Source organism: Fibrella forsythiae, from assembly GCF_017353175.1.
GTDB lineage: Bacteria > Bacteroidota > Bacteroidia > Cytophagales > Spirosomataceae > Fibrella > Fibrella forsythiae.
On sequence record NZ_JAFMYW010000006.1, the window covers coordinates 381909 to 408582 of the forward strand.

24 protein-coding genes are annotated in these 26674 nt (G+C 52.8%); 15 read left to right on the forward strand and 9 right to left on the reverse strand.

The window, feature by feature from the left end:
* Window positions 1-27 precede the first annotated feature (27 nt).
* From J2I46_RS20290 to J2I46_RS20325, 8 genes are all read left to right on the forward strand, one after another.
* Complete coding sequence (locus J2I46_RS20290) at window positions 28-861, forward strand: CvfB family protein (RefSeq protein WP_207330881.1); 834 nt, start codon at window positions 28-30, stop codon at window positions 859-861.
* A complete protein-coding gene (locus J2I46_RS20295) occupies window positions 858-1844 on the forward strand; it encodes an L-threonylcarbamoyladenylate synthase (RefSeq protein ID WP_207330882.1) in 987 nt (328 codons plus the stop codon). Before J2I46_RS20290 ends, J2I46_RS20295 begins: the two co-directional genes overlap by 4 nt.
* A gap of 103 nt (window positions 1845-1947) precedes the next feature.
* The gene (locus J2I46_RS20300) at window positions 1948-3225 is read left to right on the forward strand and encodes a serine hydrolase domain-containing protein (protein WP_207330883.1); all 1278 of its coding nucleotides are present in this window, start codon (window positions 1948-1950) and stop codon (window positions 3223-3225) included.
* A 105-nt stretch (window positions 3226-3330) separates the two neighbouring features.
* Entirely contained in the window at window positions 3331-4212 is an 882-nt protein-coding gene (locus tag J2I46_RS20305) for a cell division protein FtsX (protein ID WP_207330884.1), read from the forward strand.
* Between the two features lie 45 nt (window positions 4213-4257).
* Window positions 4258-4554 (forward strand): DUF3098 domain-containing protein, encoded by a 297-nt coding sequence (locus J2I46_RS20310; protein ID WP_207330885.1) that lies wholly within the window; start codon window positions 4258-4260, stop codon window positions 4552-4554.
* Window positions 4555-4760: 206 nt separating this feature from the next.
* Entirely contained in the window at window positions 4761-5624 is an 864-nt protein-coding gene (locus J2I46_RS20315) for an undecaprenyl-diphosphate phosphatase (protein WP_207330886.1), read from the forward strand.
* A gap of 7 nt (window positions 5625-5631) precedes the next feature.
* Window positions 5632-6330, forward strand: coding sequence for a tRNA pseudouridine(55) synthase TruB (gene truB, locus J2I46_RS20320; RefSeq protein ID WP_207330887.1), 699 nt, complete (start codon window positions 5632-5634; stop codon window positions 6328-6330).
* A gap of 135 nt (window positions 6331-6465) precedes the next feature.
* The gene (locus tag J2I46_RS20325) at window positions 6466-7398 is read left to right on the forward strand and encodes a bifunctional riboflavin kinase/FAD synthetase (protein ID WP_207330888.1); all 933 of its coding nucleotides are present in this window, start codon (window positions 6466-6468) and stop codon (window positions 7396-7398) included.
* A 57-nt stretch (window positions 7399-7455) separates the two neighbouring features.
* Here the strand turns inward: J2I46_RS20325 and glgP are convergent, their stop codons facing one another.
* The 6 genes from glgP to J2I46_RS20355 all read right to left on the reverse strand — a co-directional run bounded on the left by glgP (window position 7456) and on the right by J2I46_RS20355 (window position 15493).
* Window positions 7456-9117 carry an alpha-glucan family phosphorylase gene (glgP, locus tag J2I46_RS20330; protein WP_207330889.1) on the reverse strand — a complete coding sequence of 554 codons (1662 nt, stop codon included), beginning with the start codon at window positions 9115-9117 and terminating at the stop codon, window positions 7456-7458.
* Between the two features lie 148 nt (window positions 9118-9265).
* Window positions 9266-10276, reverse strand: coding sequence for an SDR family NAD(P)-dependent oxidoreductase (locus tag J2I46_RS20335; RefSeq protein WP_207330890.1), 1011 nt, complete (start codon window positions 10274-10276; stop codon window positions 9266-9268).
* Window positions 10277-10390: 114 nt separating this feature from the next.
* The gene (locus J2I46_RS20340; protein WP_207330891.1) at window positions 10391-11083 is read right to left on the reverse strand and encodes a hypothetical protein; all 693 of its coding nucleotides are present in this window, start codon (window positions 11081-11083) and stop codon (window positions 10391-10393) included.
* 205 nt (window positions 11084-11288) lie between these two features.
* Complete coding sequence (locus J2I46_RS20345) at window positions 11289-12371, reverse strand: aminotransferase class V-fold PLP-dependent enzyme (RefSeq protein WP_207330892.1); 1083 nt, start codon at window positions 12369-12371, stop codon at window positions 11289-11291.
* A 111-nt stretch (window positions 12372-12482) separates the two neighbouring features.
* Window positions 12483-14414 (reverse strand): phosphoglycerate dehydrogenase, encoded by a 1932-nt coding sequence (gene serA / locus J2I46_RS20350; RefSeq protein WP_207330893.1) that lies wholly within the window; start codon window positions 14412-14414, stop codon window positions 12483-12485.
* A 95-nt stretch (window positions 14415-14509) separates the two neighbouring features.
* A complete protein-coding gene (locus J2I46_RS20355; RefSeq protein ID WP_207331018.1) occupies window positions 14510-15493 on the reverse strand; it encodes a YheT family hydrolase in 984 nt (327 codons plus the stop codon).
* Window positions 15494-15614: 121 nt separating this feature from the next.
* Here J2I46_RS20355 and J2I46_RS20360 point away from each other — a divergent pair, with 121 nt between their 5' ends.
* The 7 genes from J2I46_RS20360 (at window position 15615) to J2I46_RS20390 (ending at window position 23438) form a co-directional block, all read left to right on the forward strand.
* Window positions 15615-15875, forward strand: a complete 261-nt coding sequence (locus J2I46_RS20360; RefSeq protein ID WP_207330894.1) for a hypothetical protein — start codon at window positions 15615-15617, stop codon at window positions 15873-15875.
* A gap of 83 nt (window positions 15876-15958) precedes the next feature.
* The gene (locus tag J2I46_RS20365) at window positions 15959-16132 is read left to right on the forward strand and encodes a hypothetical protein (RefSeq protein WP_207330895.1); all 174 of its coding nucleotides are present in this window, start codon (window positions 15959-15961) and stop codon (window positions 16130-16132) included.
* Window positions 16133-16418: 286 nt separating this feature from the next.
* Window positions 16419-18011, forward strand: coding sequence for a sensor histidine kinase (locus tag J2I46_RS20370; protein WP_207330896.1), 1593 nt, complete (start codon window positions 16419-16421; stop codon window positions 18009-18011).
* A gap of 18 nt (window positions 18012-18029) precedes the next feature.
* The gene (locus J2I46_RS20375; RefSeq protein ID WP_207330897.1) at window positions 18030-21626 is read left to right on the forward strand and encodes a response regulator; all 3597 of its coding nucleotides are present in this window, start codon (window positions 18030-18032) and stop codon (window positions 21624-21626) included.
* Window positions 21627-21653: 27 nt separating this feature from the next.
* Window positions 21654-22019, forward strand: coding sequence for a response regulator (locus tag J2I46_RS20380; protein ID WP_207330898.1), 366 nt, complete (start codon window positions 21654-21656; stop codon window positions 22017-22019).
* 13 nt (window positions 22020-22032) lie between these two features.
* The gene (locus J2I46_RS20385) at window positions 22033-22842 is read left to right on the forward strand and encodes a CheR family methyltransferase (protein ID WP_207330899.1); all 810 of its coding nucleotides are present in this window, start codon (window positions 22033-22035) and stop codon (window positions 22840-22842) included.
* Window positions 22842-23438 carry a chemotaxis protein CheB gene (locus J2I46_RS20390; RefSeq protein ID WP_229379858.1) on the forward strand — a complete coding sequence of 199 codons (597 nt, stop codon included), beginning with the start codon at window positions 22842-22844 and terminating at the stop codon, window positions 23436-23438. The genes J2I46_RS20385 and J2I46_RS20390 overlap by 1 nt, the downstream gene beginning before the upstream one ends.
* 32 nt (window positions 23439-23470) lie before the next feature.
* Here J2I46_RS20390 and J2I46_RS20395 read toward each other — a convergent pair whose 3' ends face one another.
* From J2I46_RS20395 to J2I46_RS20405, 3 genes are all read right to left on the reverse strand, one after another.
* Complete coding sequence (locus J2I46_RS20395) at window positions 23471-24892, reverse strand: glycoside hydrolase family 30 protein (RefSeq protein ID WP_207330901.1); 1422 nt, start codon at window positions 24890-24892, stop codon at window positions 23471-23473.
* 159 nt (window positions 24893-25051) lie between these two features.
* Entirely contained in the window at window positions 25052-25624 is a 573-nt protein-coding gene (locus tag J2I46_RS20400; protein ID WP_207330902.1) for a C40 family peptidase, read from the reverse strand.
* Window positions 25625-25822: 198 nt separating this feature from the next.
* The gene (locus J2I46_RS20405) at window positions 25823-26650 is read right to left on the reverse strand and encodes a rhomboid family intramembrane serine protease (protein WP_207330903.1); all 828 of its coding nucleotides are present in this window, start codon (window positions 26648-26650) and stop codon (window positions 25823-25825) included.
* Window positions 26651-26674 lie beyond the last annotated feature (24 nt).

Here is a 26674-nt window from a genome sequence, read left to right on the forward strand (position 1 = left end):
AACCGGTGAACGTTGTACCTTTGCACTATGATTAATATTGGCCAGTATAACCGGCTCACAGCCTTGCGCATGACAAGCGTAGGCATGTATTTGGGCGACGATGATGACAATGACATTCTGTTGCCCAACAAGTACGTACCTGATGACCTGAAGGAGGACGACGAAATCGACGTATTCGTGTATACGGATTCGGAAGATCGGCCCATTGCCACTACGCTGCGCCCGGCGGTTATTCGAAATACCTTTGCGGCGTTGAAATGCGTGGCTATTTCGTCTTTCGGTGCATTTATGGACTGGGGACTAGAAAAAGACCTGCTGGTGCCCACCAAAGCCCAGGAAGAACCCATGTCGGAAGGGCGCTGGTATGTGGTCTACTGCGGCTACGATGCCGATACGGATCGCCTGATTGGTTCGTCAAAGATCAACGCGCTGGTTGACGATGAAGCCCCCGAAGATCTGAAGGAAGGCGACGAAGTAACGGCGCTCATTTACGAACGGACGGATCTGGGCCTGATCGCGGTGGTCAACGACCAGTTCCGTGGGTTGTTCTACGCCAACGAATTGTTTAAACCTCTTCGCATTGGCGACAAGGTGAAAGCGTATGTGAAACGCATCCGCGAGGATCTGCGCGTAGACCTGAGTTTGCAACCGGCCGGGTATGCCAAAGTGGAGCCCAACGCACAGGCAATTCTTGATAAGCTGAAGGCGCACAGCGGCTTTTTGCCCCTGACCGATTCGTCTGACCCACAAGCCATCTACAAACTACTGGAAATGAGCAAGAAGACGTTCAAGAAAGCCGTTGGCGCGTTGTACAAAGACCGGAAAATTGTGTTGAAAGAAGACGGTATCTATCTGGCATGATCGGCACAGACCTCAACGCCGCCCGCTACTGGCTGGAGGCGGGAAACGTAGTCGGAATTCCTACCGAAACGGTATACGGCCTGGCTGGTAACGCGCTGAACGACGAGGCCGTGCTCACGATTTTCCGGGTCAAGAACCGACCCGCCTTCGACCCGCTGATCGTCCATACCGATTCGCTCGATAAGGTGCGGACGCTGGTGCGCGAACTGCCACCCGTTGCCGAGCAGTTGGCACGTACCTGCTGGCCGGGTCCGCTTACGCTCCTCTTACCCAAGCGAGACCACGTACCTGACCTGACCACGTCTGGTCTTGATACCGTAGCCGTTCGCATACCGAATCATCCGCTGACGCTGGCACTCTTGCAGTCGCTCAACTTTCCGTTGGCTGCGCCGAGTGCCAATCCGTTTGGCTACATCAGCCCCACCATGGCCCAGCATGTGGCCGACCAGCTAGGTGATCACGTACCCTACATTCTCGATGGCGGCCCCTGCCAGGTGGGCGTCGAATCAACGATCATTGGCTTCGACAATGACAACCAGGCTATCGTTTACCGCCTGGGTGGTATGGCCATTGAACAGTTGGAAGCCATTACAGGGCCACTCCGAGTGCAGACGTCGACCTCGAATCCGCAGGCGCAGGAGGCTCCCCAGGCACCGGGTATGCTGACATCGCACTACGCGCCCCGTAAGCCGCTCACGTTGCTGGCTGAGGGGCAGGTTCCTACGCCGCCGGGCACGTTGCCCGCCCGCCATTTCGCCGAGTCGGTGGGTGTGCTGGCGTTTTCAGGTACGTTGCCCGGCATCCCCGAAGCAAATCAGCTGGTGTTGGCTCCGGGAGGAGACGTGCTGGAAGCAGCCCGAAACCTGTTTGCCTATCTGCGGCGCCTGGATGCACTCCCCGTGACGCAGCTTTACGCCCAACTGGTGCCCGATGAAGGTCTTGGCCGTGCCGTGAACGATCGGCTCAGGCGGGCTGCCGCGTAGGTGCATTTTCGACAGAAAAAAGCGTACTTCGTATCCTGCCCAAGCGTGCCTGCTGAACCTGGCACGTACCCGTCTCACTCCTACTCTTAAATAAACCTCCCCCATGCGCTTTTTGCTTTCACTGACTTTACTGACGGTTTCGCTCACGGCGACTTATTCCCAGCCGTACAAACTGACCGACGCTAAATCGCCGGCAACGGTGGGTGTGAATGCCGATCGATTACAACGGATTGATCGGGTGTTGAAAGAATATGTTGATCAGGGGAAACAGGCGGGCATTGTGGCGCTGGTGGTTCGGAATGGGCAGGTGGTTTACCATAAAGCCTTTGGCGAGAACGGCACCACCGCCAAAGCACCCCTTCAGCGCGATGCTATCATGCGCATTGCTTCGCAGACAAAGGCGATTACCAGCGTGGCCGTGATGATGCTATTCGAAGAAGGCCGTTTTCTGCTCGATGATCCGATCTCGAAATACATTCCAGCGTTTAAAAAACCAGTTGTGCTCGAAACGTTTAACGAGAAAGACACGACCTACACGACGAAGCCCGCGAAAAGCGAGATCACGATCCGGCAGCTACTGACCCACACATCGGGCCTCAGCTACGCGGGCATTGGCACTAAAGAAGCCGTCGCCATTTACGCCAAAGCGGGCATTCCGAGCGGTATCGGCACGCCGATGTACAGCTTGTCGGCAACGATTCCGGCACTGGCAAAACTTCCCTTGGTGAATCAGCCCGGCGAAAAGTGGACCTACAGCCTGAGCACCGACGTACTGGGTTATTTCGTTGAGGTTATCTCGGGCCAGTCGCTCGACCAGTTTTTGCGGACCCGTATTTTCGAGCCGCTGGGTATGAACGATACCTACTTCTACATGCCAGCTAATAAAGCGCCCCGTCTGGCCACTTTATATACAGAAGTACCCGCTACAAAGGCCGTAGTACCTATGCCCGTTCAGGCAGGGGGCATTTCGGGCGATTACCCAACCAAAGCGGGGACATACTATTCAGGTGGCGCAGGCCTGTCATCAACGGCGTACGATTACGCCATTTTCCTGCAAATGATGCTAAACGGTGGCGAATACAACGGCAAGCGGTTATTGGCACCGGCCACGGTGCACCTGATCACGCAAAACCAGATTGGTGCGCTGAACATTGGCGACAATAAATTTGGGCTTGGCTTTGAAATTGCTACCGAAAAAGCGGCGGCAAAACTTCCGGTATCAGTAGGCCTTTTTAGCTGGGGCGGCTTCTTTGGCACCAATTACTGGGCTGATCCTGAAAAAGGAATTATCGGTGTTATCATGACCCAGAAATACCCCAACTCCTATGGTGATCTGAATGATAAGTTTCGGGTACTGGTCTATCAGGCGATCGATAAATAAGTTTACTGTTTGCCGTTTACTGTCTTCCGTTAATTTTTCCTAATTCATAGGCCCTACACGATAGCCTGTCGGCGGTCGTTGGTTGAAAAAGGCTATTTTTGTTCAATGGCGCGTAAGAAAAAGAATGTGGGTGCCTACCCAACCGGTCGAATCCTGTTCAGCTTGACCCTGGCCTTGCTGCTCATCGGTGCTTGTGGCCTGCTGGCGATCCAGTCGAAACGGCTGGTTACCAATGTCCGGGAAGGAAACGAAGTGCGGGCTTTTCTCGATACCGACCTCGACTCGACCGACCGGCTGAAACTGGCCAAAACCATTGCAGATCAGCCGTTTGTGGTGACAGCAAATGGCCAGCCGCAGATCAGGTACGTATCGAAAGAGGATGCGGCGAAGGAGTTTATCGCGGAGACGAAAGAAGACTTCACGCAGTTTCTGTCCGACAATCCGCTGCACGCCAGCTACCGGATTCGGCTTCGTGAAGATTATTTTGCGGAGGATAAGCTGAAGGAAGTAAAGAGTAGTATCGAGAAGATGGACGGCGTGTTTGAGGTGGTTTATCCCGAGAACATGGTCGATAACATCAACCGGAACATCACTAAAATTTATGCCGTGATGGCGGTCTTCGCCCTGGTGCTGCTTATTATCATCGTAGTGCTGATGAACAACACGATTCGACTGGCGTTGTATTCGCAACGGATGTTGATTCGGAGCATGCAACTGGTTGGCGCAACGAATGGGTTTATTACCCGGCCATTCCTGACCCGTGGCCTCACACAGGGCTTCATGGCTGGTCTGATTTCGGCCATTATTTTGTTTATTGGCTGGTATGCCGCCATACTCAGTATGCCAGAACTGACCACCCTGACCGAACCGCTTCAGTTGGTCATGCTGGCGGGCGGATTGATTATGTTGGGCATGATCATTGGCTTACTGAGCACTTTACAGGCTGTTCATCGGTACCTGGACCTATCGCTCGACGAATTGTATTGATTTACGTTGCGGCCACGGGCTGACAACCAAAAAAGGATAAAAGATATGGAATCTGTTCGCACTAAAACCCAAAAAACAACGCCTGTTTCGGGGTTCTCCATGCCGGAAGCAACTAAGCCCTCTCCGTCATATGTACCAGCTATGCCATTCGGCAAAGTCAATTTTCAGCTGATGATCGCTGGTATCGTGACCATCCTGGTCGGGTTCTTCATCATGACCATCGATACAGAACCCTTTGGTTTTGGCTTCTTCGGCCTGACCCTGGGCCCCATCGTGGTTACGGCCGGGTTCATCATCGAATTCTTCGCCATCCTGAAAAAGCCAACCGGAAAAGCCAATTAATCATTGCCCGGTTGCGCAACGGGGAACACAAAGCGATTCGCCTTTTGGGGCCGCTCGCTTTGTGTTCCCTTTTTTTGTAGGTAGCCGTTTCCGTTCATCGTAGCTTTGCGCCCGGCAAAAACTACGGTTTCGCGCCGACTCCAGTCTTCTTCTTTTAAAAAAACGCTGTTCTACACACTGAGCAACCCTCCTTTGCTGCTACCTATATGAGTCTGTTTCATGCCATTATGCTGGCCATTATTGAAGGCCTGACCGAGTTTTTACCCGTGTCATCGACCGGCCACATGATTATCTATTCGTCACTGGCAGGCATCAGCGGCGACGAGTTCACGAAGCTGTATACGGTCGACATTCAATTTGGGTGTATCCTGTCCGTTCTGGTGCTCTACTACCGCCGTTTCCTGCGCGACACCCGTACCCGTGCCGATATGGCCTGGTATAACGCCCTGCCTGATTTTGCACAAAAACTGGTGAACCCCGTATCAGGCCAGCTCGATTTTTACCTCAAGCTGCTGGTTGCTTTTCTGCCGGCTGCCGTAATCGGCTTTCTGCTCAACGATTTTATCGACAGCCTGTTAGAGAACGTTGTCGTTGTGGCTATTTCGCTGGTTGTCGGTGGCGTCATTCTGGTGTTCATCGACCGGATCATCGAGAAGCATGCCGAACGGGATTATGATATAACCTTTCCGGAAGCCCTGAAAGTCGGTTTTTTTCAGTGTATTGCCATGATTCCCGGCGTATCACGTTCGGCAGCCACTATCATTGGCGGTATGACCCAGGGATTAACGCGCCAGCAGGCTGCTGAATTCTCCTTCTTCCTGGCGGTTCCTACAATGGCCGCAGCCACAGGATACAAGCTCCTGAAAACGTATAAAATGCTGCAACCAGCCGATTACCAAACACTGCTCATTGGCAACGTCATTGCGTTTATCGTGGGTTTGATGGCTATCCGGGGCTTTGTGGGCTTTCTGAACAAGTATGGTTTCAAGGTATTTGGCTACTACCGCATCGTGGTTGGCCTGGCTATCCTTGGTCTGCTGGCAGCTGGCGTGAAAATCGATATTCTGTAGTTTAGATATGGATCCAAACCAACCTGCTCCCGATCCAGGTCAGTTGATTCTGATCGACAAACCCCGCGAATGGACCTCATTCGACGTGGTGAACAAGATACGCCGGGCCTGCAAGATGAAGAAGATCGGTCATGCCGGCACGCTCGATCCGCTGGCTACGGGCTTGCTGATTCTGTGTACGGGCAAAATGACCAAACAGATCGACAGCTACCAGGCGCAGGAAAAAGAATATACAGGTACGTTGGTGCTCGGCAAAACCACACCGTCTGTTGATCTGGAAACTGAGTTTGATAGCGAGTTCGATACGTCAGCGATTACGCATGAGCAGGTACGTGCCGCCGCTGCACAATTGACCGGCGAGATCCAGCAGATTCCGCCGATCTACTCCGCGATTCGGGTCAATGGCGAACGGCTTTACGAGCGGGCGCGGCGCGGCGAAACGGCCGATCAGGTGGAAGGCGGCATTAAAAGCAGAACGGTGACGGTGTCGGCCTTCAATGTGATGACGAATGATTTTCCAACCATCGACTTCCGGATTGTTTGCTCAAAAGGCACCTATGTTCGCAGTCTGGTGCGTGATCTGGGCCTTTTATTGAATAACGGGGCCTACATGACGGTCCTGCGCCGAACCCGCATTGGCGAGTTCGACGTGAAAGACGCGCATACCGTTGAGGGGTTTATTGAGGATTATTTAAAAGAGTCTTGATAGTCATCAGGCGGACATTAACCTGCGGCATCATGCGTTATTCAGAATCTGGTAACGACTGCTGATTAGTTAACGACGACACAGGCAAATGACCGCCTAATGATGATTAATGACTACCTAATGCCATTGTAATTTATGATCGTCCATCGCGGCATCGACAGTTTATCGCCCCTCCCCTACGCCGTTGTTACGAGCGGCACGTTTGACGGGGTTCATCTGGGGCATCAAACGATCCTTAAGCGGCTCAACGAAGTGGCACGCGCTCATCCTGATGGGCAATCGGTGGTGATGACCTACTGGCCGCACCCACGTACGGTGGTCTCGAACGATAGTCAGGATCTGCGCCTGCTCAGTACGTTAGAGGAGAAAATCGACCTGCTCGAACAGGCAGGCGTTGATCATCTGGTGGTGATCCCGTTCACGCGCGCCTTCTCACAACTCAGTTCAGAAGAATTTATTCAGCAGGTGCTGGTTGATCGGCTGGGTACGAAGAAACTGGTGATCGGCTACGACCACCGCTTTGGCCGTGACCGTGAAGGTGGCTTCGACTACATTCAGGCGCATCAGGCAGAGTATGGCTTTGAGGTAGAAGAAATTCCCCGGCAGGATATCGAAGCCGTTGGCATTAGTTCGTCCAAGATTCGGACTGCCCTGAATGAAGGAAACATTGATGCAGCCAACCGCTTTCTGGGTCGCCCCTACTCGCTGACCGGCACAATAGTGAAAGGTCGGCAACTTGGCCGCACCATAGGTTTCCCAACCGCCAACCTCCAGGTCGATGATGCCGTGAAGCTTATTCCCGCCAATGGCGTCTACGCGGTTGATGTTATTCAGGGCGGGCAAACCCTGGGGGGTATGTTAAACATCGGTTTCCGGCCAACCGTAGCCGGTGAGCATCAGACGATCGAAACGTTCATCTTCGATTTCAGCAAAGACATCTACGGCGAGCACATGACCCTGCAATTCAGGTCGTTTCTCCGCCCCGAACAGAAGTTCAACGGTTTACCCGCCCTGGTAGAACAGCTTCAGAAAGACGAGCAACAGGCGCGGGTAACATTGAAACGCTGATGTTGTCTTTCTTCGCGCTGTAGGCTTCACGAAGAAAGACAACATCAGTGTATACAATCAGGCGTACACTCGCTCATAGTATTCCGTTGCCATTCGTTCTGCGGTGAAGTAGGCCAGCACGTCGGTCATACTCTGAGATACCAGCGCTTGCCAGTCGTTGGGGCGGTCGTAGTACATAGGCAGAATCTGCTGTTCCAGAAGGTCATACAGGCCGTTGCGGTCATGGGCATCACGGATATCAGCGGTAGCTTGCGGGTCGGCTTCGGGCACAATAAAACTGTTCCCCCCCGGCTTGGCGAATTCACAGATCCAGCCATCATTTGTCGAGAGGTTGATCGCTCCGTTCATGGCGGCGGTCATACCCGACGTACCCGAGGCTTCGCGAGGAACAACCGGCGTGTTTAGCCAAACGTCTGCGCCATCTTTCAACGCTTTCGATAGGGCCAATTCGTATCCGGTGAGCACAGCCATATTCGGATGCAGATGGCTTCGGTAATGCAGTTTATTGAAATTCTGCTTGGCTCCTTCGTCGAACGGATAGGGTTTCCCTGCCCAGATAACCTGAATCGGATAGTTGGGGTTGTTCAGCAAACGCATGAACCGCTCTTCATCGTGCAGTAGCAGATCGGGCCGTTTATAGGCCGCAAATCGCCGGGCCCAAACGATGGTCAGTACCGTGGGGTCAAACAGTTTTCCGGCCTGATCAGCAATGATGTTCAGTAATGGCTGTTTCATCGCCCGTTTCCGAACCGCCATTGCCGCTGCGTCTTTGTGTCGATACGTCTCGGCCAATTGGGTATCGGCCCAGTAGCGGTAATTCTGCGCGTTGGTCACGTGCGTAATGTCGCAGATGCCGGGGTAGCTCCCCCACATTTTGCGGGCCACCTCACCGTGCAGCTTCGACACTCCGTTGGCGCGGCGCGCCATACGTAAGGCCGCCAGCGAATGATTAAAAACGTCTTCGTGAATTCCCGTCAGTTCGCGCACCTCATCAAGGGTGAGGCCGCCAAAAAAACTTAGATTATCCAGAAAATGGATGTTATGCTTTTCATTTCCAGCTTCTTCCGGCGTGTGCGTGGTGAATATCAATCGCTCGCGCAATGCTTCTTTCGATTTACCCAACTGCTGATACAGATGAAACGCCCCCGACAACGCATGAGCTTCATTGAAATGATATACCTCCGGACTGTAATCGATTTCATCCAGCAATTTAGCGCCACCCAGACCCAGCACCATACACTGTGCTACTTTCAGCGTAGGGTCATTGTCATAGAGGCGATACGAGATTGACCGTGACTGCTCGTCGTTTCCGTCTACGTCGGTGGTCAGGAAAAACATAGGAGCCGTATTGAAATGCTTCGGATCGAGGTAGTAGGCACGTACCCAGACCGGACGGCCAAAGATATTGATGGTAAAATACTCGCCGGTATCCTGAAGAAACGAATAGATCTTCTCGCGAAAGAGCACGCCCATCGAATTGTCGGGCATCCGTACCTGATCATAGTATCCCTGTTTCCAGAGCATACCAATGCCGATCAGGTTCTGCTTTAGATCAAAGGCACTTTTCATGTGCGACCCAGCCAGGAAACCCAGGCCACCCGAATAGGTCTTCAGGGCCTGATCAACGGCAAATTCCATTGAGAAATAGGCCACCGATTTTGAGAAACGGGGATCAATTGTATACGGGTGCTGGAAAGCAGCAGGTAAGGTGGTAGCCATAGGTTACGGTTGGAAATGAAACATAAAAGTAGGGAAGGCAGTGACGGTAAGTGCCAACGCAGAAGGCCCACCAAAATTCGCGGGTTGACTTTTTCCGTCTAAGCGAATCCTGATGGACCTTCTGCGTAAGCTACTTCATTTTCAGTGCTTAAGCCAGGACATTACCGACAGCCTCCTGCACATCATCATATACCTTGCCAGCTTTATACTTTGCTTTTCCGTATTGGTATTTGTACTTCAGCTTATCCAGCTCAGGTACGTTCCTGTACAGCAGTGCCAGAGCAACACCTGTAACGGCAATGGCTGCCAGACTGAGTCCGATGGTCAATGCCGTTTCTTTGCTTTCTTCGGCCACCTGGTCTTTAGGGGTATTCAGCGTCCGCATCTGACCAGCCAGCATCTGCTGCGGGGCCACATAGGCCATCATCTCGGTCACCTTATTTTTCACACCCCCCGGAACCACCTTGGCTTTACCGGCCATCAGCCCTTCGTAGCCATCCTTGGCCACCATCGCGGCATCGTCAAGAATGTCTGTTGCCAGAATGTCGGCAGCACCTGCCTTGTTGAAGAAATCAGTGTCAGTTGCATTGGGCATCAGGGCCGTAATGGTCACGTTGGTGTCTTTCAACTCGTTCACCAGCGACTGCGTCAGGTTCCAGATGTACGATTTCGTGGCGGCATACACGGCCTGAAGCGGAAACGGCGTGATCGAGACCAGCGAGGCAAGGTTCAGGATTTTACCCTCGTTCCGTGCCACCATGTCTTTCAGGAACAGTTTTGTCATCAACGTCGTAGTAAGCACGTTGAGGTGAATCAGTGATTTTTCGGCCTCCCAATCGGTCTCGTTGGCAAACTTACCGTAGGTTGATACCCCGGCATCATTGACTAGCACATCAACCGTGATGCCTTTGGCTTTTACCTGGTCATACACATCCTGCGCAGCGTTCTCTTCCGATAAGTCCTTGCCGATCACGGTTACGTTTTCGGTGCCATAATTCATCTCGAATACTTCACTCAACCGATGAAGCGTTTCTTCGCTTCGGGCAACGAGAACGAGGTTATACCCATCCTGGGCAAATAATTTGGCCAGTTCCTGGCCTATTCCGCTGGAAGCGCCCGTGATGAGGGCTGTCTTTCCGGTTCCTTTTTTCTGATTCATAACGTTTTTTAAATTATCGGGAGCAGATGGTAAACAGGCGCGTTGCGTCTATAGAGAACTGGTACACTGGCCGTGCGACTTACGACCATCTGCCTCCTGGCTCTCGGCTCTTTTTTACCTGTTTGGCCGGCCAAAAAAATAGTTTATACCGAAGCGGAATCGACCTCCTTTGTTGCGACCAGCCAGGGCATCGGTTTGGCTGAAATAATTACTTTCAAGGGCCAGTTCAGCACCCAGATTACGGCGTATCCAGAGCATGGTACCGATCTCCAGATTGACGCTTTGGTAGTTGGCTTTCTGATCGGCTCCGATATTGCTCGACCGTTCGGTGCCAAAATTGTAGCCAACGCCGCCAAACCCACTGATTCGTGTGCGAAATGGATAATACCGCAGAAATACGCCCGTCTGGCTCGCTTTGTAGCTGGTATTCAGGCGGCTATCGAAGCTGAACTGAAGACCAGCTACCAGGCCCGTATTGAAGAAATAGCCAGCGCGGGGAGCAAAAGCCAGGTACGTTCCACTACCCGACCCAGTACCAAGCCCAAGCGAGGCTGCTCCCATGATGCTTCCCTTCTGAAACCACGTTAGCTGATTCTGCTCCTGATAGGAGCGACTTACTTCGTATTCTTCCCGAACCTTCACCTTTGCCTTATCGGCGGCCTGGTTTACATCTTCTTTTACCTCGTCGGCTTTTTGGTTGAATCGTTCGCGGCGGGCCGCCGAATCGGGCGGGGTTCTGCTATCCTGGGCAAATACGCTTGCCGAGCAGGCGGCAATAAGGGCGGCTGTGTAAATAATCGTTTTCATCGTTGAGTTGGAGTAATGTACTATTATCTACTAACCAAGTAGAGTCTTTTTGGTTTGCTACAAAAGAGTTTCAGGTGTCAAGTTTCAGGTGTCAAGTAGCGCTGCTGATCAACTAATAGTGAGCTAGCAGCGCCACTTGACACCTGAAACTTGACACCTGAAACCAGGCGGCAGCCGCCTGAACCGTTACACCAAAAACTAGTTTCTACCCTACTTCTTTCAACCGGGCCAACAGCTTGCCGACCTGTTCGGCAGAGGTTGCCGGGAAATTGGCAATGCGGATCTGGCCGTCTTTGAACTTACCGTAGCCACTGCCCACAACCATTCCCGATTCCTTCACCGCTGCAATTACTTCAGCCGCCGGCCGCGTTGTTTCAGCTACAATAACCGTTTGTGACCGGTGGCGATCTTCCTTCACAAAAGGCGTGAAGCCGTCATTCGTTTCCAGGAATTTGTAGATCTGTTTGGCCCGGTCTTCGGTTTGCCGACGGATCGTTGCCACGCCGATCCTGTTCATATCGGCCGCGATCTTACCCAATAGGTAGATAAACAGCACGTTGGGTGTAGCGGGGGTCTCAAACGTTTCGTAGTGTTTCTTCAACACAGGAAGCGTATGATGCGCGCCGATCGTCATCGACTCGTATTTCTGCAGGCGTTCAGCCTTCTCCAGGCAGGCTTCGTTGGCAATCCATACGCCCAAACCGGCGGGCATGCCGAAGGCTTTCTGCACTGAGAAGAACGCCGAATCGACCAGCGTAAAATCCAGATCGGGGTAAGGTGCCGACGACACCATATCGACACAGAATAGCTTTTTGCTGTATTTCCGCTTCAACTTATGGATCTCGGTGGGCCGAAACTGAACACCCGACGACGTTTCGTTGTGCGTGATAGCCACCAGTTCCGCGTAATCAGGTACGTCTATGTCTGCCACGTCGAAACCCTGGCCAAATGGCTTTTCGTTGATGTGAGCGAACTTGTGCAGGCTGAGGGCGTAATCGTAAAATTTACGCGAGAATGAGCCATTCACCAGGTGAAAACTCTCGTGCTCTACGCAGTTGAGCAACATCCGCTCCCAAACTTCCGAGGCCGACCCGGTGAAGTAGATCCCGTGCGTTGCCGGAATGTTCAGCAGGATGCGCAGCTGCTCATCGGTATACTTGTAAATATCCCGGAACCGCTGGCTTCGGTGCGATATCGACCCTATTTGTTCGTCCATCGCCGTTTGCAGGTGCTGGGCAAAGGTCGGATACAGTTCCGCCGGACCGGGAGTAAAGTAGATTTGGCTCATATGGGGGAAGGAAAGGTAGGAGGGAGAACAGAAGGAAAGGATCTTTCACATGCGTTTGCTCTGCTAGCGAAGCACCCCTTTCCTCCTGTTCTCCTTCATACCTTCCTCCTTTTAGTACAACAATCTAAATCGAATCGTATTGTCAATGTCTTTTAGCTCCTGAACAACTTCATCGGCGTAATCCTTCGATATGTCGGAGATAACGTACCCGATGGTTTCGTTGGTCTTCAGGTACTGACCCTGAATGTTAATATGATATTTTGCAAATATGTTATTAATCTTAGCCAGAATACCAGGTACGTTGGCGTGAATGTGCAATAACCGGTGCGAATCGTGTAGCAGTGGCAGTTGTAGCTCAGGGAAGTTTACGCTGCCATACGTACTTCCGTTGTTCATGTAGCTAACTAATTTTGCCGGCACGAACTGTCCAATATTGAATTGGGCCTCTTCGGTGCTACCGCCCACGTGGGGCGTCAGAATGACGTTGGGCAATCCGCGGAGTTCGTTGATAAACTCTTCGTTGTTCGTTTTCGGCTCATACGGAAATACATCCACGCCAGCCCCGGCTACTTTACCCGACTTGATGGCATCCACCAGCGCCGGAATATCCACGACGTGTCCGCGCGACAGGTTCATGAAAATCACGCCCTGCTTCATTAGCCCGAATTCGCGTGCACCGATCAGGTTCTTGTTTTCCTTCCGGCCATCGGTATGCAGGCTTACTACATCCGAAACGGCCAGCAGATCGTCCAGTGTCTGGCATTTGCGGGCATTTCCAAGCGCCAGTTTATCAACGCCGTCGTAGAAGTACACTTCCATGCCCAGCGCCTCAGCCACCACCGACAGTTGGGTACCGATATTGCCATAGCCAACCAGACCGAGTTTCTTACCACGTACCTCAAAGCTGTTCACCGCCGACTTGTCCCAGACACCGGCGTGCATCTTGTTGCTCTTCGGCACAATGCCCCGAATCAGCATGATCATCTCACCAACGGCCAGTTCCACCACCGAGCGCGTATTGCTGTAGGGCGCGTTGAACACGGCCACACCTTTTTCAGTAGCCGCCTCCAGATCGATCTGGTTCGTGCCAATACAGAACGCGCCGATGGTCATCAGCTTGGGCGAATGCTCAAGTACCCGACGGGTCACGTTCGTTTTCGAGCGAATACCGAGGATATGGACCCCCTGCAAGGCTTCGATCAATTCGTCTTCATCGAGCGCGCCTTTCCGGATATCGAGGCTAAATCCTTCTTTTTCGAGCAGGCTGACGGCAATTGGGTGCACGTTTTCGAGCAGGAGCACTTTGATCCGGCTCTTGGGGTATGACTGACTACGGCTCAATTTGTTATCGAATAAAAACTCGTCGAGCGAAGCCGCAATATGATCGGCTTTCGCTACAACTTTAGGGCGTGACACGTTCTCGGTGAAGGCGTAAAAGCGGTTGGCCAGGCCAGATTCCCGGATTTCATAGTCGGTGTAGCCATCGCCGATGACGTAGACATCACCATCGAAATTCAGTTCTTTCATCAGTTTGACCTTGCCCTTATCCTGCGAGAGGGGGTTGTTATCATCGCAGCCCACGATCCGGCCTTCCTGGTCAAACTCGAAGGTGTTGGCGTAGACGTTCTCGGCTTTGATGCCAAGCGCCGTCACGATGGGCACGATAAACTCTTTAAAGCCGCTCGAAACGATAAAAATCTGGTCGGCATGGCTGGTCAGAAATGCCTGGTTGCGCTGAAACGAGTCAGATACCATTGTCGACAGGCGCTCAACGAGGGCGGGCAACTGATCGCGGTGGGCGTTCAGGAGTTTCAGCCGCATCTGAATCGATTGCGCCAATGATAATTCGCCCGACATGCCCCGATCGGTAATTGTTTTGATCTGATCGAGCACGTCGTCACGGTCGGGTCGGCCAGCCAGGGATATTTCACCCAGAATGTCCAGCGCTTCCACTTTCGTGAAGGTGCTATCGAAATCAATGACGTAATAGGGTTGGTCGGTGGGTAATGCCGTTGATTCGAGCGTTGGCGTTTGAGTGGTCATCTGCAAGAGAATTAATGAATCAGGTTGTTGTACGTCAATCAGTTATGAATTGGTTGTCAGTGCCAGACTGACTCTTGCGATGAAGTGTAGGTACGTTAGCCGATGGCCCGAGTGAGGAACTGAAGCACTCGTTCTTCGGCATAGGTGGGTGCCTGTAAGCCGTTGGCCGACGGGAAGCCACAATGGCCACCCTGCTCTGGAAACTCCATCCAAACGTGGGTGAGTTCCTTTGCCAGCGCCTCAGGAAAGCATTCAGGGGACAAAAATGGGTCATTCCGGGCATTCAGGACCAATACAGGCACAGTTATTTTCGACAAAAAGGACAGCGAACTGTTTCGGGTGTAGTAATCTGTTACGCCGTTGAAACCGTGCAGGGGCGCCGTAATGAGGTCATCGAACTCCCGAAGCGAGCGAATCCGGCTCAGATCGGTAGCCCGTAACGCCTCTGGCAACGTACCTGCTTTCAGCATTACTTTTTCTTTGAGCGTTTTCTGAAATCGCCGATTATACACCATGCTGTCCCACTTCTCCAGCCGGTCGGCGGTGGTCAGCAGCTCAAGCGGCACCGACACAGCAACGCCCCTTTTTATAGCCGAGTGTATGCCCTGCCCCTGTTCGCCAAGGTATTTGAGCGTAATGTTCCCCCCCGCGCTGTAGCCGACCAAGTGAATCGTTTGATAACCAGCCGCCAACGCCTGCTGAATAACGGTATGGAGATCGCCCGTTTCGCCGATGTGGTAAAAACGCGCCTGCCGGTTCATTTCGCCCGAACACGACCGGTAGTGCCACGCCAGGCAATCGAACCCGTGCTGATTCAGCAGCCGAACCGTGCCAGCCACATATTGCCGCGTAGAGTCGCCTTCGAGACCATGCGACAAGATAACCAGCGGATTTTTTGCCTCGCCGGCTTGTTGGGTCTTGCTCCAGTCGAGGTCCAGGAAATCATCGTCGGCGGTTTCGATGCGCTGACGAACGTACCTGACGGGTATTTGTCGGAACAACGAGGGGACGATTGTCTGTAAATGGCCATTCCACAGGTAGGCGGGCGGGCGGTACGTAGAGCTGGTGATCAACGGCATACCAACAAAGAAGGTCGCCACGTTCGTAGTGGCGACCTTGCAAAGGTACTTCTCTGTGGCTGCTTTCCGATAGATCAAGAAAGGCTAACGTACCTGCGGGGCATGATGTACTGCCTTCCCTGTGCCCGGAAACCAAGCCACTCCGCTGATCATAAAACCCGATCGGGTAGATATCAGAAGGGTCATTAGCCTTCTGATCTGTAAGAATCCTGTAGGCGAGACACCGCACTCGGCGATACTCCTGATAGAGGCAGGGTCTATTGACAACTCAGCACTCGGCAACGTTGACTTTGGCGATGGTAAACGGGAGAAACTGGATACAGTTACGCGGTTGCATAATCACTACTACGAGGTAGCCGGACGGGACTTTGCTGTTTTATAAACAGGAGCTTTGGCGCTTAGATACGGTCACGGTTTATTTGCCCTCGAACCTCCCGTTAATGGAGACCAGTTTAGCTTACTTGTGTGATTTTTCGGCCTGATATCGCAGGTGGTTCAGCAGATACAGCAGGCTTCGTCTTTTTCCGTACCGTAATTCTGATCAGGCAGGCCGTTTTCCCGGATACCACCGGCGTCTCTATCGTACCTCCGATTGGGCCACACACTAAGTTGAACACCGTCTTGCTGGTATACGTGTAGCCAACCCCGGTATAAACTGGCTCATTACATACCGGTTCATACCGGAGTTGGCCGCTCTACACTAATAGGCTGACGGTCAGCACAGTTTATCAATCCTTAACTGGAGCTATCGGTACAGGAAGCGCTTGCGTACTTTATCGCTAACGTACCTGATACGGACACTACTGGTTGATTCAGGAACTACTGGTCATCCCCCATGCAGTAAACATGACTGGTAGAGCATACCTTACTACGTTATCTTTACGGCGCAATCCCCCAGCTTCGACGCACTAACTACTAGCATTACATGATCCTCATCGTTGATGACAGGCGGGAAAATATTCTTCCTCTCCAGAAGATCCTCGAACTGCATCGCTTCCAGGTCGACACGGCCGAATCGGGTGAAGAAGCCCTGCGGAAAGTGCTCACTACGGCCTATTCGGTCATTATTCTGGATGTGCAGATGCCCGGTATGGATGGTTTTGAAGTGGCCAGCGCTATCTCTGGTTTCAGCAAAGCCCGCGATACGTCCATCATTTTTCTATCGGCCGTTAACACCGAAAAGAAATTCATTACCCGAGGCTACACCGCTGGCGGCATCGATTACCTGATCAAACCCGTTGACCCGGATATTCTGGTCTTAAAAGTAAAGACCCTCCAGAAACTCTACGAGCAGCAGCAGGAACTCCGGGCAACGCAGCAATCGCTCCGCCACGAGATCGACGTTCGGAAACGGGCGCAGGAAGAACTGGCAACCCAGGTCGACGATCTTCAGACCGTACTAGCCTCTATTCCGCTCATGGCCTTCACGGTAAAACCCGACGGGCAGATCGAGTACGTCAACGCCCACTGGATTCGTTATACGGGCACAGATACGGCCTTTCCCGAAGCGCATCCCGATGACCATTTTCTTACAGATTGGGCTGCGGCACTGGTTAGTGGCCATGAATTTACCCGTGAAGTCCGACTGAAAGAATTAAGTACAGGCCGATACCACTATCACCTGCTTCGGGCGGTACCCAGCCGAAAGAACGATTCGATTGTGCGCTGGATCGGTACGTTCACCGACATTCATGCCCAGAAACAAACCGCCGAACGACTTGAGCAGGAAGTAGCCCTGCGCACGCAGGAGTTGGTTCTTAACAATGTTGAGCTGGAACGGGCCAACCACGAACTACAGCAGTTCACCTGGGTAGTATCGCACGACCTGAAAGAGCCACTGCGGAAAATCCAGTTCCTGAACGACCTGATCAAAGACCAGTTCCTGAACGACAATCCCGACGCGGCAACGTACCTGGATCGATCCATTCGAGCGTCGGCCCGAATGACGAGCCTGATTAACGACCTGCTGGCCTACGCCCAGCTTTCGGCCCCCGAATCATTCCAGCCCACTAATCTGAATGCTTTGCTTGATGAACTGCTGCTTGATTTCGACGATAGTATCAGCCGCCAGCGGGCAACTATCTCGGTGGGGCCGCTGCCCATTCTCGATACCATTCCGCACCGCATCAGGCAGGTGTTTCAGAACCTGATCGGTAACGCGCTCAAGTTTGCCAGGCCCCATGTGCCGCCTGTCATTGCCATTCACGCCGAGTTAATAGCCAGCAAAGCACTTGACGGGCCACCAATGCCCGATGGCCCCTACTGCCGGATCATCGTGGAGGATAATGGTATTGGGTTCAACGAGAAATTTTCAAGCCGCATTTTCGTGCTCTTCCAGCGCCTGCACAACAAATCCAGCGTGGAAGGAACCGGTATCGGGCTGGCCATTGCTAAAAAGAATATCGACAAGCACCACGGGCTCATTTCCGCCAAAAGTCAGGAAGGGGAAGGTGCCCGTTTCATTCTCGTTCTCCCCATCAAACAGTCGGAGCAGCCTGTTGCTCTGCTCACCAGTTAGGCTCACCAAGTCTCGTTTATGCCGCAATTATCAAACTCGGTCATCAGGCAGCTTCAGGTTGTCTTTTCACTGTCAACGCTGCTGCTGCTGATCAGCCTGGTGGCGTCATTCTACAGCATCCAGAAACTGATCAGCAACTCGCACCTGGTGAACCACACTAACGAGGTATTGATTGAAGCAGAGAACATTATCTCCTCCATGAAAGATGCCGAAACGGGTCAGCGCGGCTACCTGCTGACACTCGATCCGGCCTTTCTGCAGCCTTATACAGACAGCTACGAGCGCGTAACAAAAAGTTACGAACAGGTCAGGGCCCTGACTGCAGACAGTCCGGATCAACAGAAAAACCTGGAGGAAGTGAAGTATCTGTACGAGCGTAAGTTCACGCTCATGCGCCGGGGAATCTCGCTTTTCCAGCAAAACCGGACACGCCAGGATTCAGCGCAACGCTACAACGCCATGGCCACTGGTAAACTGGCTATGGATTCGCTCCGGGTAATAATTGACCGCGTGCAGCGATCAGAAAGCAGTCTGCTGCAAACGCGGCTTCAGCAACAGCAATTCTACGTAACCTATACGCCTTTTCTACTGGTTGTTGCGGCGGTTATCTCCATCCTGATCACCGCCTTTACCTACCGGCGAATCAAAACAGACATGGATAATCGGCTGGTTCAGCAACGGGCCGCTGAACGGGAATATGCCGAAACCACCCGACGCATCAACGTAATGGAAGGCATAACCCGACAAATAGCCGACGGTGATTATGCCGTGCGCAGTGCCGACGAGCAGGACGACGAACTTGGGCGCATTGCCAAAGCCCTCAACAGCATGGCCGCCTCGCTTGAGCAAACGTTTACTGACCTGAAAAACAGAAACTGGCTTCAGACTGGCGTTGTAAAGCTGAACGATGCGATCCGGGGCGAAAAGCGCCTGACCAACCTGGGCACCCGCCTGATCAACGCCATCACCGACTACCTCAACGCGCCGCTGGGTACGTTGTATCTGATGGATACCGACGGTACTTACAAGCTTTCCGGTAGCTACGCGACCGACAACGCTCCCCAGACAATAGCAGCCGGAACAGGCCTGGCCGGGCAGGCAATTGTGAGCAAAAAATCGCTGACCGTCTCCGACCTTCCCGCCGACTATAGTCAGGTACGTTCCTCGCTGGGCGCCGCCCGGCCAACGTCGGTAACGGTTGTGCCGCTCGTTTATGACGACACCTGTGTAGGTGTTGTTGAAGTGGGCCTGCTGCGCCAGCCCACCCCTTCGGAGGTTCAGTTTCTGGAACAGAACATAGAGACGATGGCCATGGGCATCAACGCAGCCCTGGATTTTGTGCGGTTACAGAACTTCCTGGAAGAAACGCAGGTACAGGCCGAGGAGTTACAGGCGCAGCATAGCGAACTGGAAAACCTGAACGCCGAACTGGAAATGCAGGCGCAGAAACTCCAGGCGTCGGAGGAAGAACTCCGGGTGCAACAGGAAGAATTGCAGCAAACCAACACCGAGCTTGAAGAGCGGGGCCTGCTGCTGGAAGAACGGAATGGCGAAATTCAGAAGAAAGCGGATGAACTGGAACTGGCCACCCGCTACAAATCGGAGTTCCTGGCCAACATGTCGCACGAACTACGGACGCCCCTCAACTCGATTCTGCTACTGAGCCGACTGCTGGCAGAGAACAATGAAACCAATCTCTCAGACGATCAGGTCGAATATGCCAGGGTTATCCAGGCATCGGGTAACGGGCTGTTGGGGCTGATCGACGAAATCCTGGACCTGTCGAAAATCGAAGCCGGCCAGATGAAGCTCGATTATCAGGAAGTGGCCCTGACCGACATTACCGACGAGCTACAGGCGTTATTCGGCCTGATGGCTAAAGAAAAAGGGCTTGATTTCTCGATTACCATCATGCCGGACGTACCTGAAGCGATTGAAACCGATCGGATGCGGCTGGGGCAGATCCTTAAAAATCTGCTTTCGAATGCGCTTAAGTTTACGGCCAGTGGTACGGTCAGCCTCCGTATCTCACGCCAGTCGTCCAGCGCTCAAACCCTCAACTTTGCCGTATCGGATACGGGCATTGGGATTCCGGCCGAAAAGCAGCCGCTGGTATTTGAAGCCTTTCAGCAGGCCGATGGCTCAACCAAACGCAAATACGGCGGCACCGGACTTGGCTTGTCGATCAGCCGTGAACTGGCGAAGCTATTGGGCGGCGAAATTACGTTGAAAAGCAAGGTAGAGGAGGGCAGTACATTCACGGTCAGTTTGCCACTAGCCATGGCCCCGCCGGTTCCGCAAACGCAGGAAAAAGCGCCGCCTGCCCCCCACCCAGTGCCGGCATCACCTGGTCTGACACCAGACCCCGGCAAGCGATACATCAGTAGCAAGGTACCCGACGCCGTTCCGGACGATCGGGCCGCCATCGAGGAAACAGACAAGGTGATCCTGATTGTTGAAGATGACGTCCACTTTGCCAAATCGCTGCTCGATTATGCCCGTCAGAAAGGCTACAAAGGCATTGTGGCGGTTCGGGGCGACGAAGGCCTGGCGCTGGCGGCACACTACAAACCCATTGGCATTCTGCTGGACATTCAGCTGCCGGTCATGAGCGGTTGGGAGGTGATGGATGCGCTGAAGGCGAACCCGCAAACGCGCCCCATTCCGGTACACATCATGTCGTCGCACAAGCTAAAGAACGAAAGTCGGCTGAAAGGAGCCATCGATTTCGTGGATAAGCCGATGGCCTTCGAGCAGATGCAGACCGTTTTCAAAAAGCTGGAAGACGTGCTGACCCGCGACCCCAAGAAGGTGCTGATCATTGAAGATAACCCCAAACATGCCAAAGCACTGGCCTACTTCCTGGAGACCTTCAACATCAGTTCAGAACTGAAAAGTAACATCACGGAAGGCATAGACGCCCTGCAGGGAAAAGAAGTTGACTGCGTTATCCTGGACATGGGCATTCCTGATCAACGGGCCTACGAAACGCTTGAAGAAGCCAAGAAAAACCCGGGATTGGAAAATCTGCCGATCATCATCTTCACGGGTAAGAGCCTGTCGATGGCCGAGGAGCTGAAAATCAAAAAATATGCCGATTCGATCATCGTCAAAACCGCTCATTCGTATCAGCGTATGCTCGACGAGGTGTCGCTGTTCCTTCATCTGGTTGAAAGCAATAATTCAGCAACCAGCAACGGCGTAACCAAAAAACTGGGAGCGCTCAATCAGGTGCTAACGGGTAAAACGGTACTTGTAGCCGACGACGACGTGCGTAACATCTTCTCGCTCTCAAAAGCGCTGGAGCAGTATAACATGACCGTCATTGCCGCCCTCGATGGTAAAGAAGCCCTTCAACGGCTGACAGAGCATCCGGAAATTGATCTGGTCTTGCTGGATATGATGATGCCGCAGATGGACGGCTACGAAACGGCCCGCCACATTCGGGAACATTACAAGTGGAAGGGTCTGCCCATTATTGCGGTGACGGCCAAAGCCATGACCGGAGACCGGGAAAAATGCCTCCAGGCAGGCGCGTCCGATTACATCACCAAGCCCGTCGACATTGACCAGTTGGTATCGCTGCTTCGCGTCTGGCTGTATGACCGTGCCTAATCATTCCTGTTACTACCTCTAAACAGTATGTCAAAAAAACGAGTCTTACTGATCGACGATGACCCCCGGAATATTTTTGCGCTGAAGGCTACGCTGAAGGCAAAAGGATTTGAGTGTGTATCCTGTCTGAGTGCGCAGGAGGCCCTTACGATTCTGCAAAAAGACGAGGTAATCGATGCCGTGTTGATTGATATGATGATGCCCGATATGGATGGCTACGAGGCCATTCCGCGCATCAAGAACATTCCAGGTCGGCAGGAAACCCCCATTTATGCGGTGACAGCTCAGGCAATGGTTGGCGATCGGGAAAAGTGCCTGCAGGCAGGTGCAACAGACTACGTTGCCAAGCCCATCGATGTAGACCGGCTGGTTGGCCTACTGGTAGGTAGTTAAGTGTACAGGGAGTATGATTGAGGAAGAACAGGTAACGCTTTTGCTAAACGACATTTTAGAGTTGTACGGCTACGATTTTACCCACTATAGCCGGGCGTCCCTTAAACGCCGGATCAATCGACTATGGGCGGCAGATCGGTTTCCGAGCTTTGCCGAACTACGATACCGGGTACGTTCCGACGCGGGGTATCTGAAGCGATTTGTGGAGGAACTGACGGTCAATGTTACGGAAATGTTCCGGGACCCGTCGTTCTACAAATGCCTGCGAACCGAGGTATTGCCTACGCTGGCAGCAAAGCCCTTTATTCGTATCTGGCACGCGGGCTGTTCAACCGGGGAGGAAGTCTTTTCGATGGCCATACTGCTACAGGAAGCGGGTCTATTGCATAAATCGCTACTCTATGCCACCGATCTGAATCCGGACGTACTGGAGTCGGCCCGGAAAGGCATCTTCGCGCTGGCCCCCATGCCGCAGTATTCAGAAAACTACCAGCTTTCGGGCGGCAACCGGGACTTTTCGCTTTACTACACGGCCAACTACGGGTACGTCAAGTTCAACGACGAGCTGGCCGCGAAAATGGTTTTCTCTACCCACAACCTCGTTTCTGATCATTCTTTCAATGAATTCGATCTGATTCTGTGCCGGAACGTCTTGATCTATTTCGACAAAGAACTTCAGGAACGTGTGCTGCGGCTATTCGATGAGAGCCTGGGGCCGCTCAGCTACCTGGCCCTCGGTTCCAGAGAAACCCTGAAACTTTCCGCCATTCGGCTGAATTACAGACAAATTACGCCCGAGAAAATATGGCGGAAAATAGGCTGATGCAGTCAACGGCAAACACGCCCTACAAGGCTGTTGTTATCGGCGGCTCTACGGGTAGCCTCGATGTATTGCTGCCCGTTTTATCGGTGCTGAAACCACCCCTGACCTTCAGCCTTGTGGTAGTGGTTCATCGCAAGAATACGCCAAATTCCCCACTGGCCACGTTGCTTTCCGTGAAGACAACGTTACCCGTTCGCGAGGTCGACGATAAAGACGTGATGAAGCCGGGTTGCGTGTATCTGGCCCCCGCCGATTATCACCTGCTCGTTGAACACGACGGTACTTTTTCGCTTGACGACTCAGAAAAAATCAATTTCAGCCGCCCCGCCATCGACGTCACGTTCGAGTCTGCCGCTGATGTGTACGGCGCTGGTGTTGTGGGTATTCTCTTATCGGGTGCCAACGCCGATGGTACCAGAGGGCTAAAGGCCATCAAACAAGCGGGAGGCATTACCGTGGCCCAGCAACCCGCAACCGCTCAGGTAGCCTACATGCCTCAACAAGCAATAGACAATGCCGCAGTTGATCGGGTGCTAGACGTACCTGAGCTCATCCAGTTCATCAATCAGTTGAACGAAGCCAATCAGGCGCTTTAGACGTTGGACTGCTTTGGCCCCGCCTGCACAGTTTACCAGACATACGTACCTACACACCCTTCTTTCAGAGTGCTGGCAATAGCCTTACCCCGGTGGCGGATGGTAAAGGTTCGGGGCATTTTTCCGCTGTTCAGGACGATGAGCGCAATTCTCCCGTTCGGCGTCTTAAACGCCACATTCGGCAGCATTTCAGGCAAATTCGTAGCTATCCGAACAGAACCTGGCCTGACGAATTTCGACGCGGATGCTACCACATAGTATGCCGGATTCTGGGTTACCTTGTTGCCATCCAGTGTGATTGCTCCCAGGCATTCGGTACAGCCGCCAACCGTATGAGGCTCTTGTTTCGGGTCAGCGGCCAAATTCCATTCCAGCACCGTCCGGCTCCAGTTTCGGGTGGCACCGATGATCAGATTCGCTACGTGCCAGCCCAGATCACCTGTCAGATTACCGGGTGCGCCAGTCCATTGTTCCGTGAAATACACATTCTTGTCCGGATGGGCCTTGTGTACTTCGCCCAGTGCCGAAACGGGACCAGCGTACAAATGGAAGGCCGACCCGTCGACATAGTGTTTAACCTCTGGATCGTCCAGGATCGAGACCGGATAATCGGGCCGGTCGGCGTTATGGTCGTAGAGGATAATTTTAGTTTTGATGCCTGCCTGTTTGAACGCTGGACCGAGACTCTTCTTGATGAATGCGGCCTGCTCCTGAGGCAGCATCAGCAAACTGGGATTGTTGCCCGGATGCAGCGGCTCGTTTTGAATCGTGATGGCATCGATCGCGATTCCTTCCGCTTTCATGGCCTGAATATACTTGACGAAATACTGCGCATACACCGCATAATACTCGGGTTTCAGACTACCTCCTTTCGAGTGCAGGTTCGTCTTCATCCAGACCGGAGGCGACCAGGGCGAACCCAGGATTTTAATGGCCGGATTGATCGCCAGAATTTGCTTAAGAATCGGGATCAGGTAAGCTCGGTCGGGTGTCAGCGAGAACCTGGCTAAAGTGGGGTCTGTCTCGCCAGCGGGCAGGTCATCGTACGAAAAGACCCGGTCGTCCAGATCCGACGCACCGATACTGATACGCAGGTAACTCACGCCGATGCTGTTGCCTTCTGTTGAGAAAAGCTCTCGCAACAGCGCGTTTTTCGCTCTGGTTTCCATCCGGCTGATGAGCATGGCACTGCCGCCCGTCAGCGTATAGCCGAAGCCATCGATCGATTGAAACGTCTGGCTGTCATCAACATCGATCCGGCTGCCGGTAATGGGTTTATTGCTGAACGGCAACGTACCTGGTTGACGCGCAAAGAGTGCTGACCGATCCGGGTTAGTTACCCACACCTGCGCTGCGCCGGGCGCTTTCTGAGCCAGTAGGCCCCGGTCAAAACTTCCTGCGGCAAACAAGAGCGCCAGCAGAACCGCGCAACAATAAGTATATGGGTGAATCATCAGGAAACTATCAGGATAAATAAATGAGTGTGATCGGGCTGGGAAACGGATACTACTCAACGTTTCTCGCCATCTACTCAGTAACGCCCAACAGCCGGGATTCTACTAAAAAAGGCCGCTACCTTTCGGTAACGACCTCACAAGATTACGGTAGGCAAGCTACTTTTCGGCCATTAACCGGGCTACACGGCGGATGCCCATGAAGCGATTGCGGTAATAGTCGGCGTGTAGGTAATCGAAGCGAATACCACCGCCCCAGGCCGAATGAATAAATTTTATCTGATCACCAACAACCTCAGTAATCATGCCGACATGCCCGATTCGGCTTCCTCCTGACGAGTGACCTTTGAAGAAGATCAGATCACCGGGTTTTGCAAATTCACGCTCTACTTTCAGGCCAACATTTCCCTGGGCGGCACTCGAGTGGGGCAAATCAATGCCGAACTGACTAAAACAAAACCGGGTGAATCCCGAGCAATCGAAGCCTTTGGGCGTGGTGCCACCGGAACGGTAACGAATAGAAAGATGCTTTTTGGCAAACCCGATAACATCACTCACAATCGGGATATTATCATAAAAAGAAGCAGATTCAGACTGAGTAGCGGCCGCTTTGTCAGCGGAAACAACCGGCTTCATATCAACCGTTACCATCGCTAGTTCGGCGTTGGTCTGGGCTTGGGTGATGCCAAACGAGACAGCGAAACACGCTGTCAGGAGCACTTTCTTCAGCATAAACGGACGGGTTAAGTCGTAGTTACAGCAGCTAATCTATGGCCAACCCGCCATACGGCCAAACAAATGATGGTTTTTTGTGCTGATTACTTTCCACAATAGTGTGGAAATTACACCACAACTACTGTTAACCTACTGACTAATAGACTATCGACGTCCGTATTAAAATTCCGTGAATTGACCGCGAGCAGTTACCCCCTACCGACCTTCCAGCACATCACGTTCGTGCTCGGTCAGGCTATGTACGCCCCGCTCATTGATCTTATCCAGAATGCGATCGATCTCCTGTTGGCGCTGAAACCTGGCCGCGTTGTAGCGTTCGTCTTTGGTTTCATGTTGCGTGGATGTCAACGAAAAACCGTTAATATACAGCCAGTCCGGGCGATGCACGATGAACAGCAGAAAGGCGATGGCTGGCAGTGTCAGCAATAACGCGATCGGCCAGTTTATGAGTAATACAGCGGGTTCAATTGCACACATACTCAATACACCCACCACAGCTCCACCCAGGTGTGCTTCGTGCCCGATATTATCGTTCCGCGATTTGATTCCGTAGATGGAAAAAAGCGTATAGAACAGGCCGTATATCCAGGCTGGAATGCGAAACGGCATAAACAGCGGGTTAATTGAAATGCCGGGAAACAAGACGATCACGGCAAAGATGATCCCGGCAATGGCTCCCGATGCGCCCACTGCCCGGTAGCCAGTATTATTCCGGTTGATGAACAACGCCAGCAGATTGCCGCCAACCAGACTGGCAAAGTAGATGATAAGCACATGCAAAGGGCCTGCTACTTGTTCCAGCGTGCCGGCAAACGCCATCAGGGAATACATGTTGAACAGCAGATGTTTCCAGTCGGCATGCACAAAACCAGACGAAATCAGGCGACCATATTCCTTATGGATCAGGATACCCTCGACAGAAAAAGCATATCGCGACAGCAGTGATGCCCGGCGGAATGCACTAAACGTGATTAAACTGGTCACTACAACAAGCAGAAGGCCAATACTGCCGTAAGAAGCCATACAAAGACAATTGTTTAAACTGGT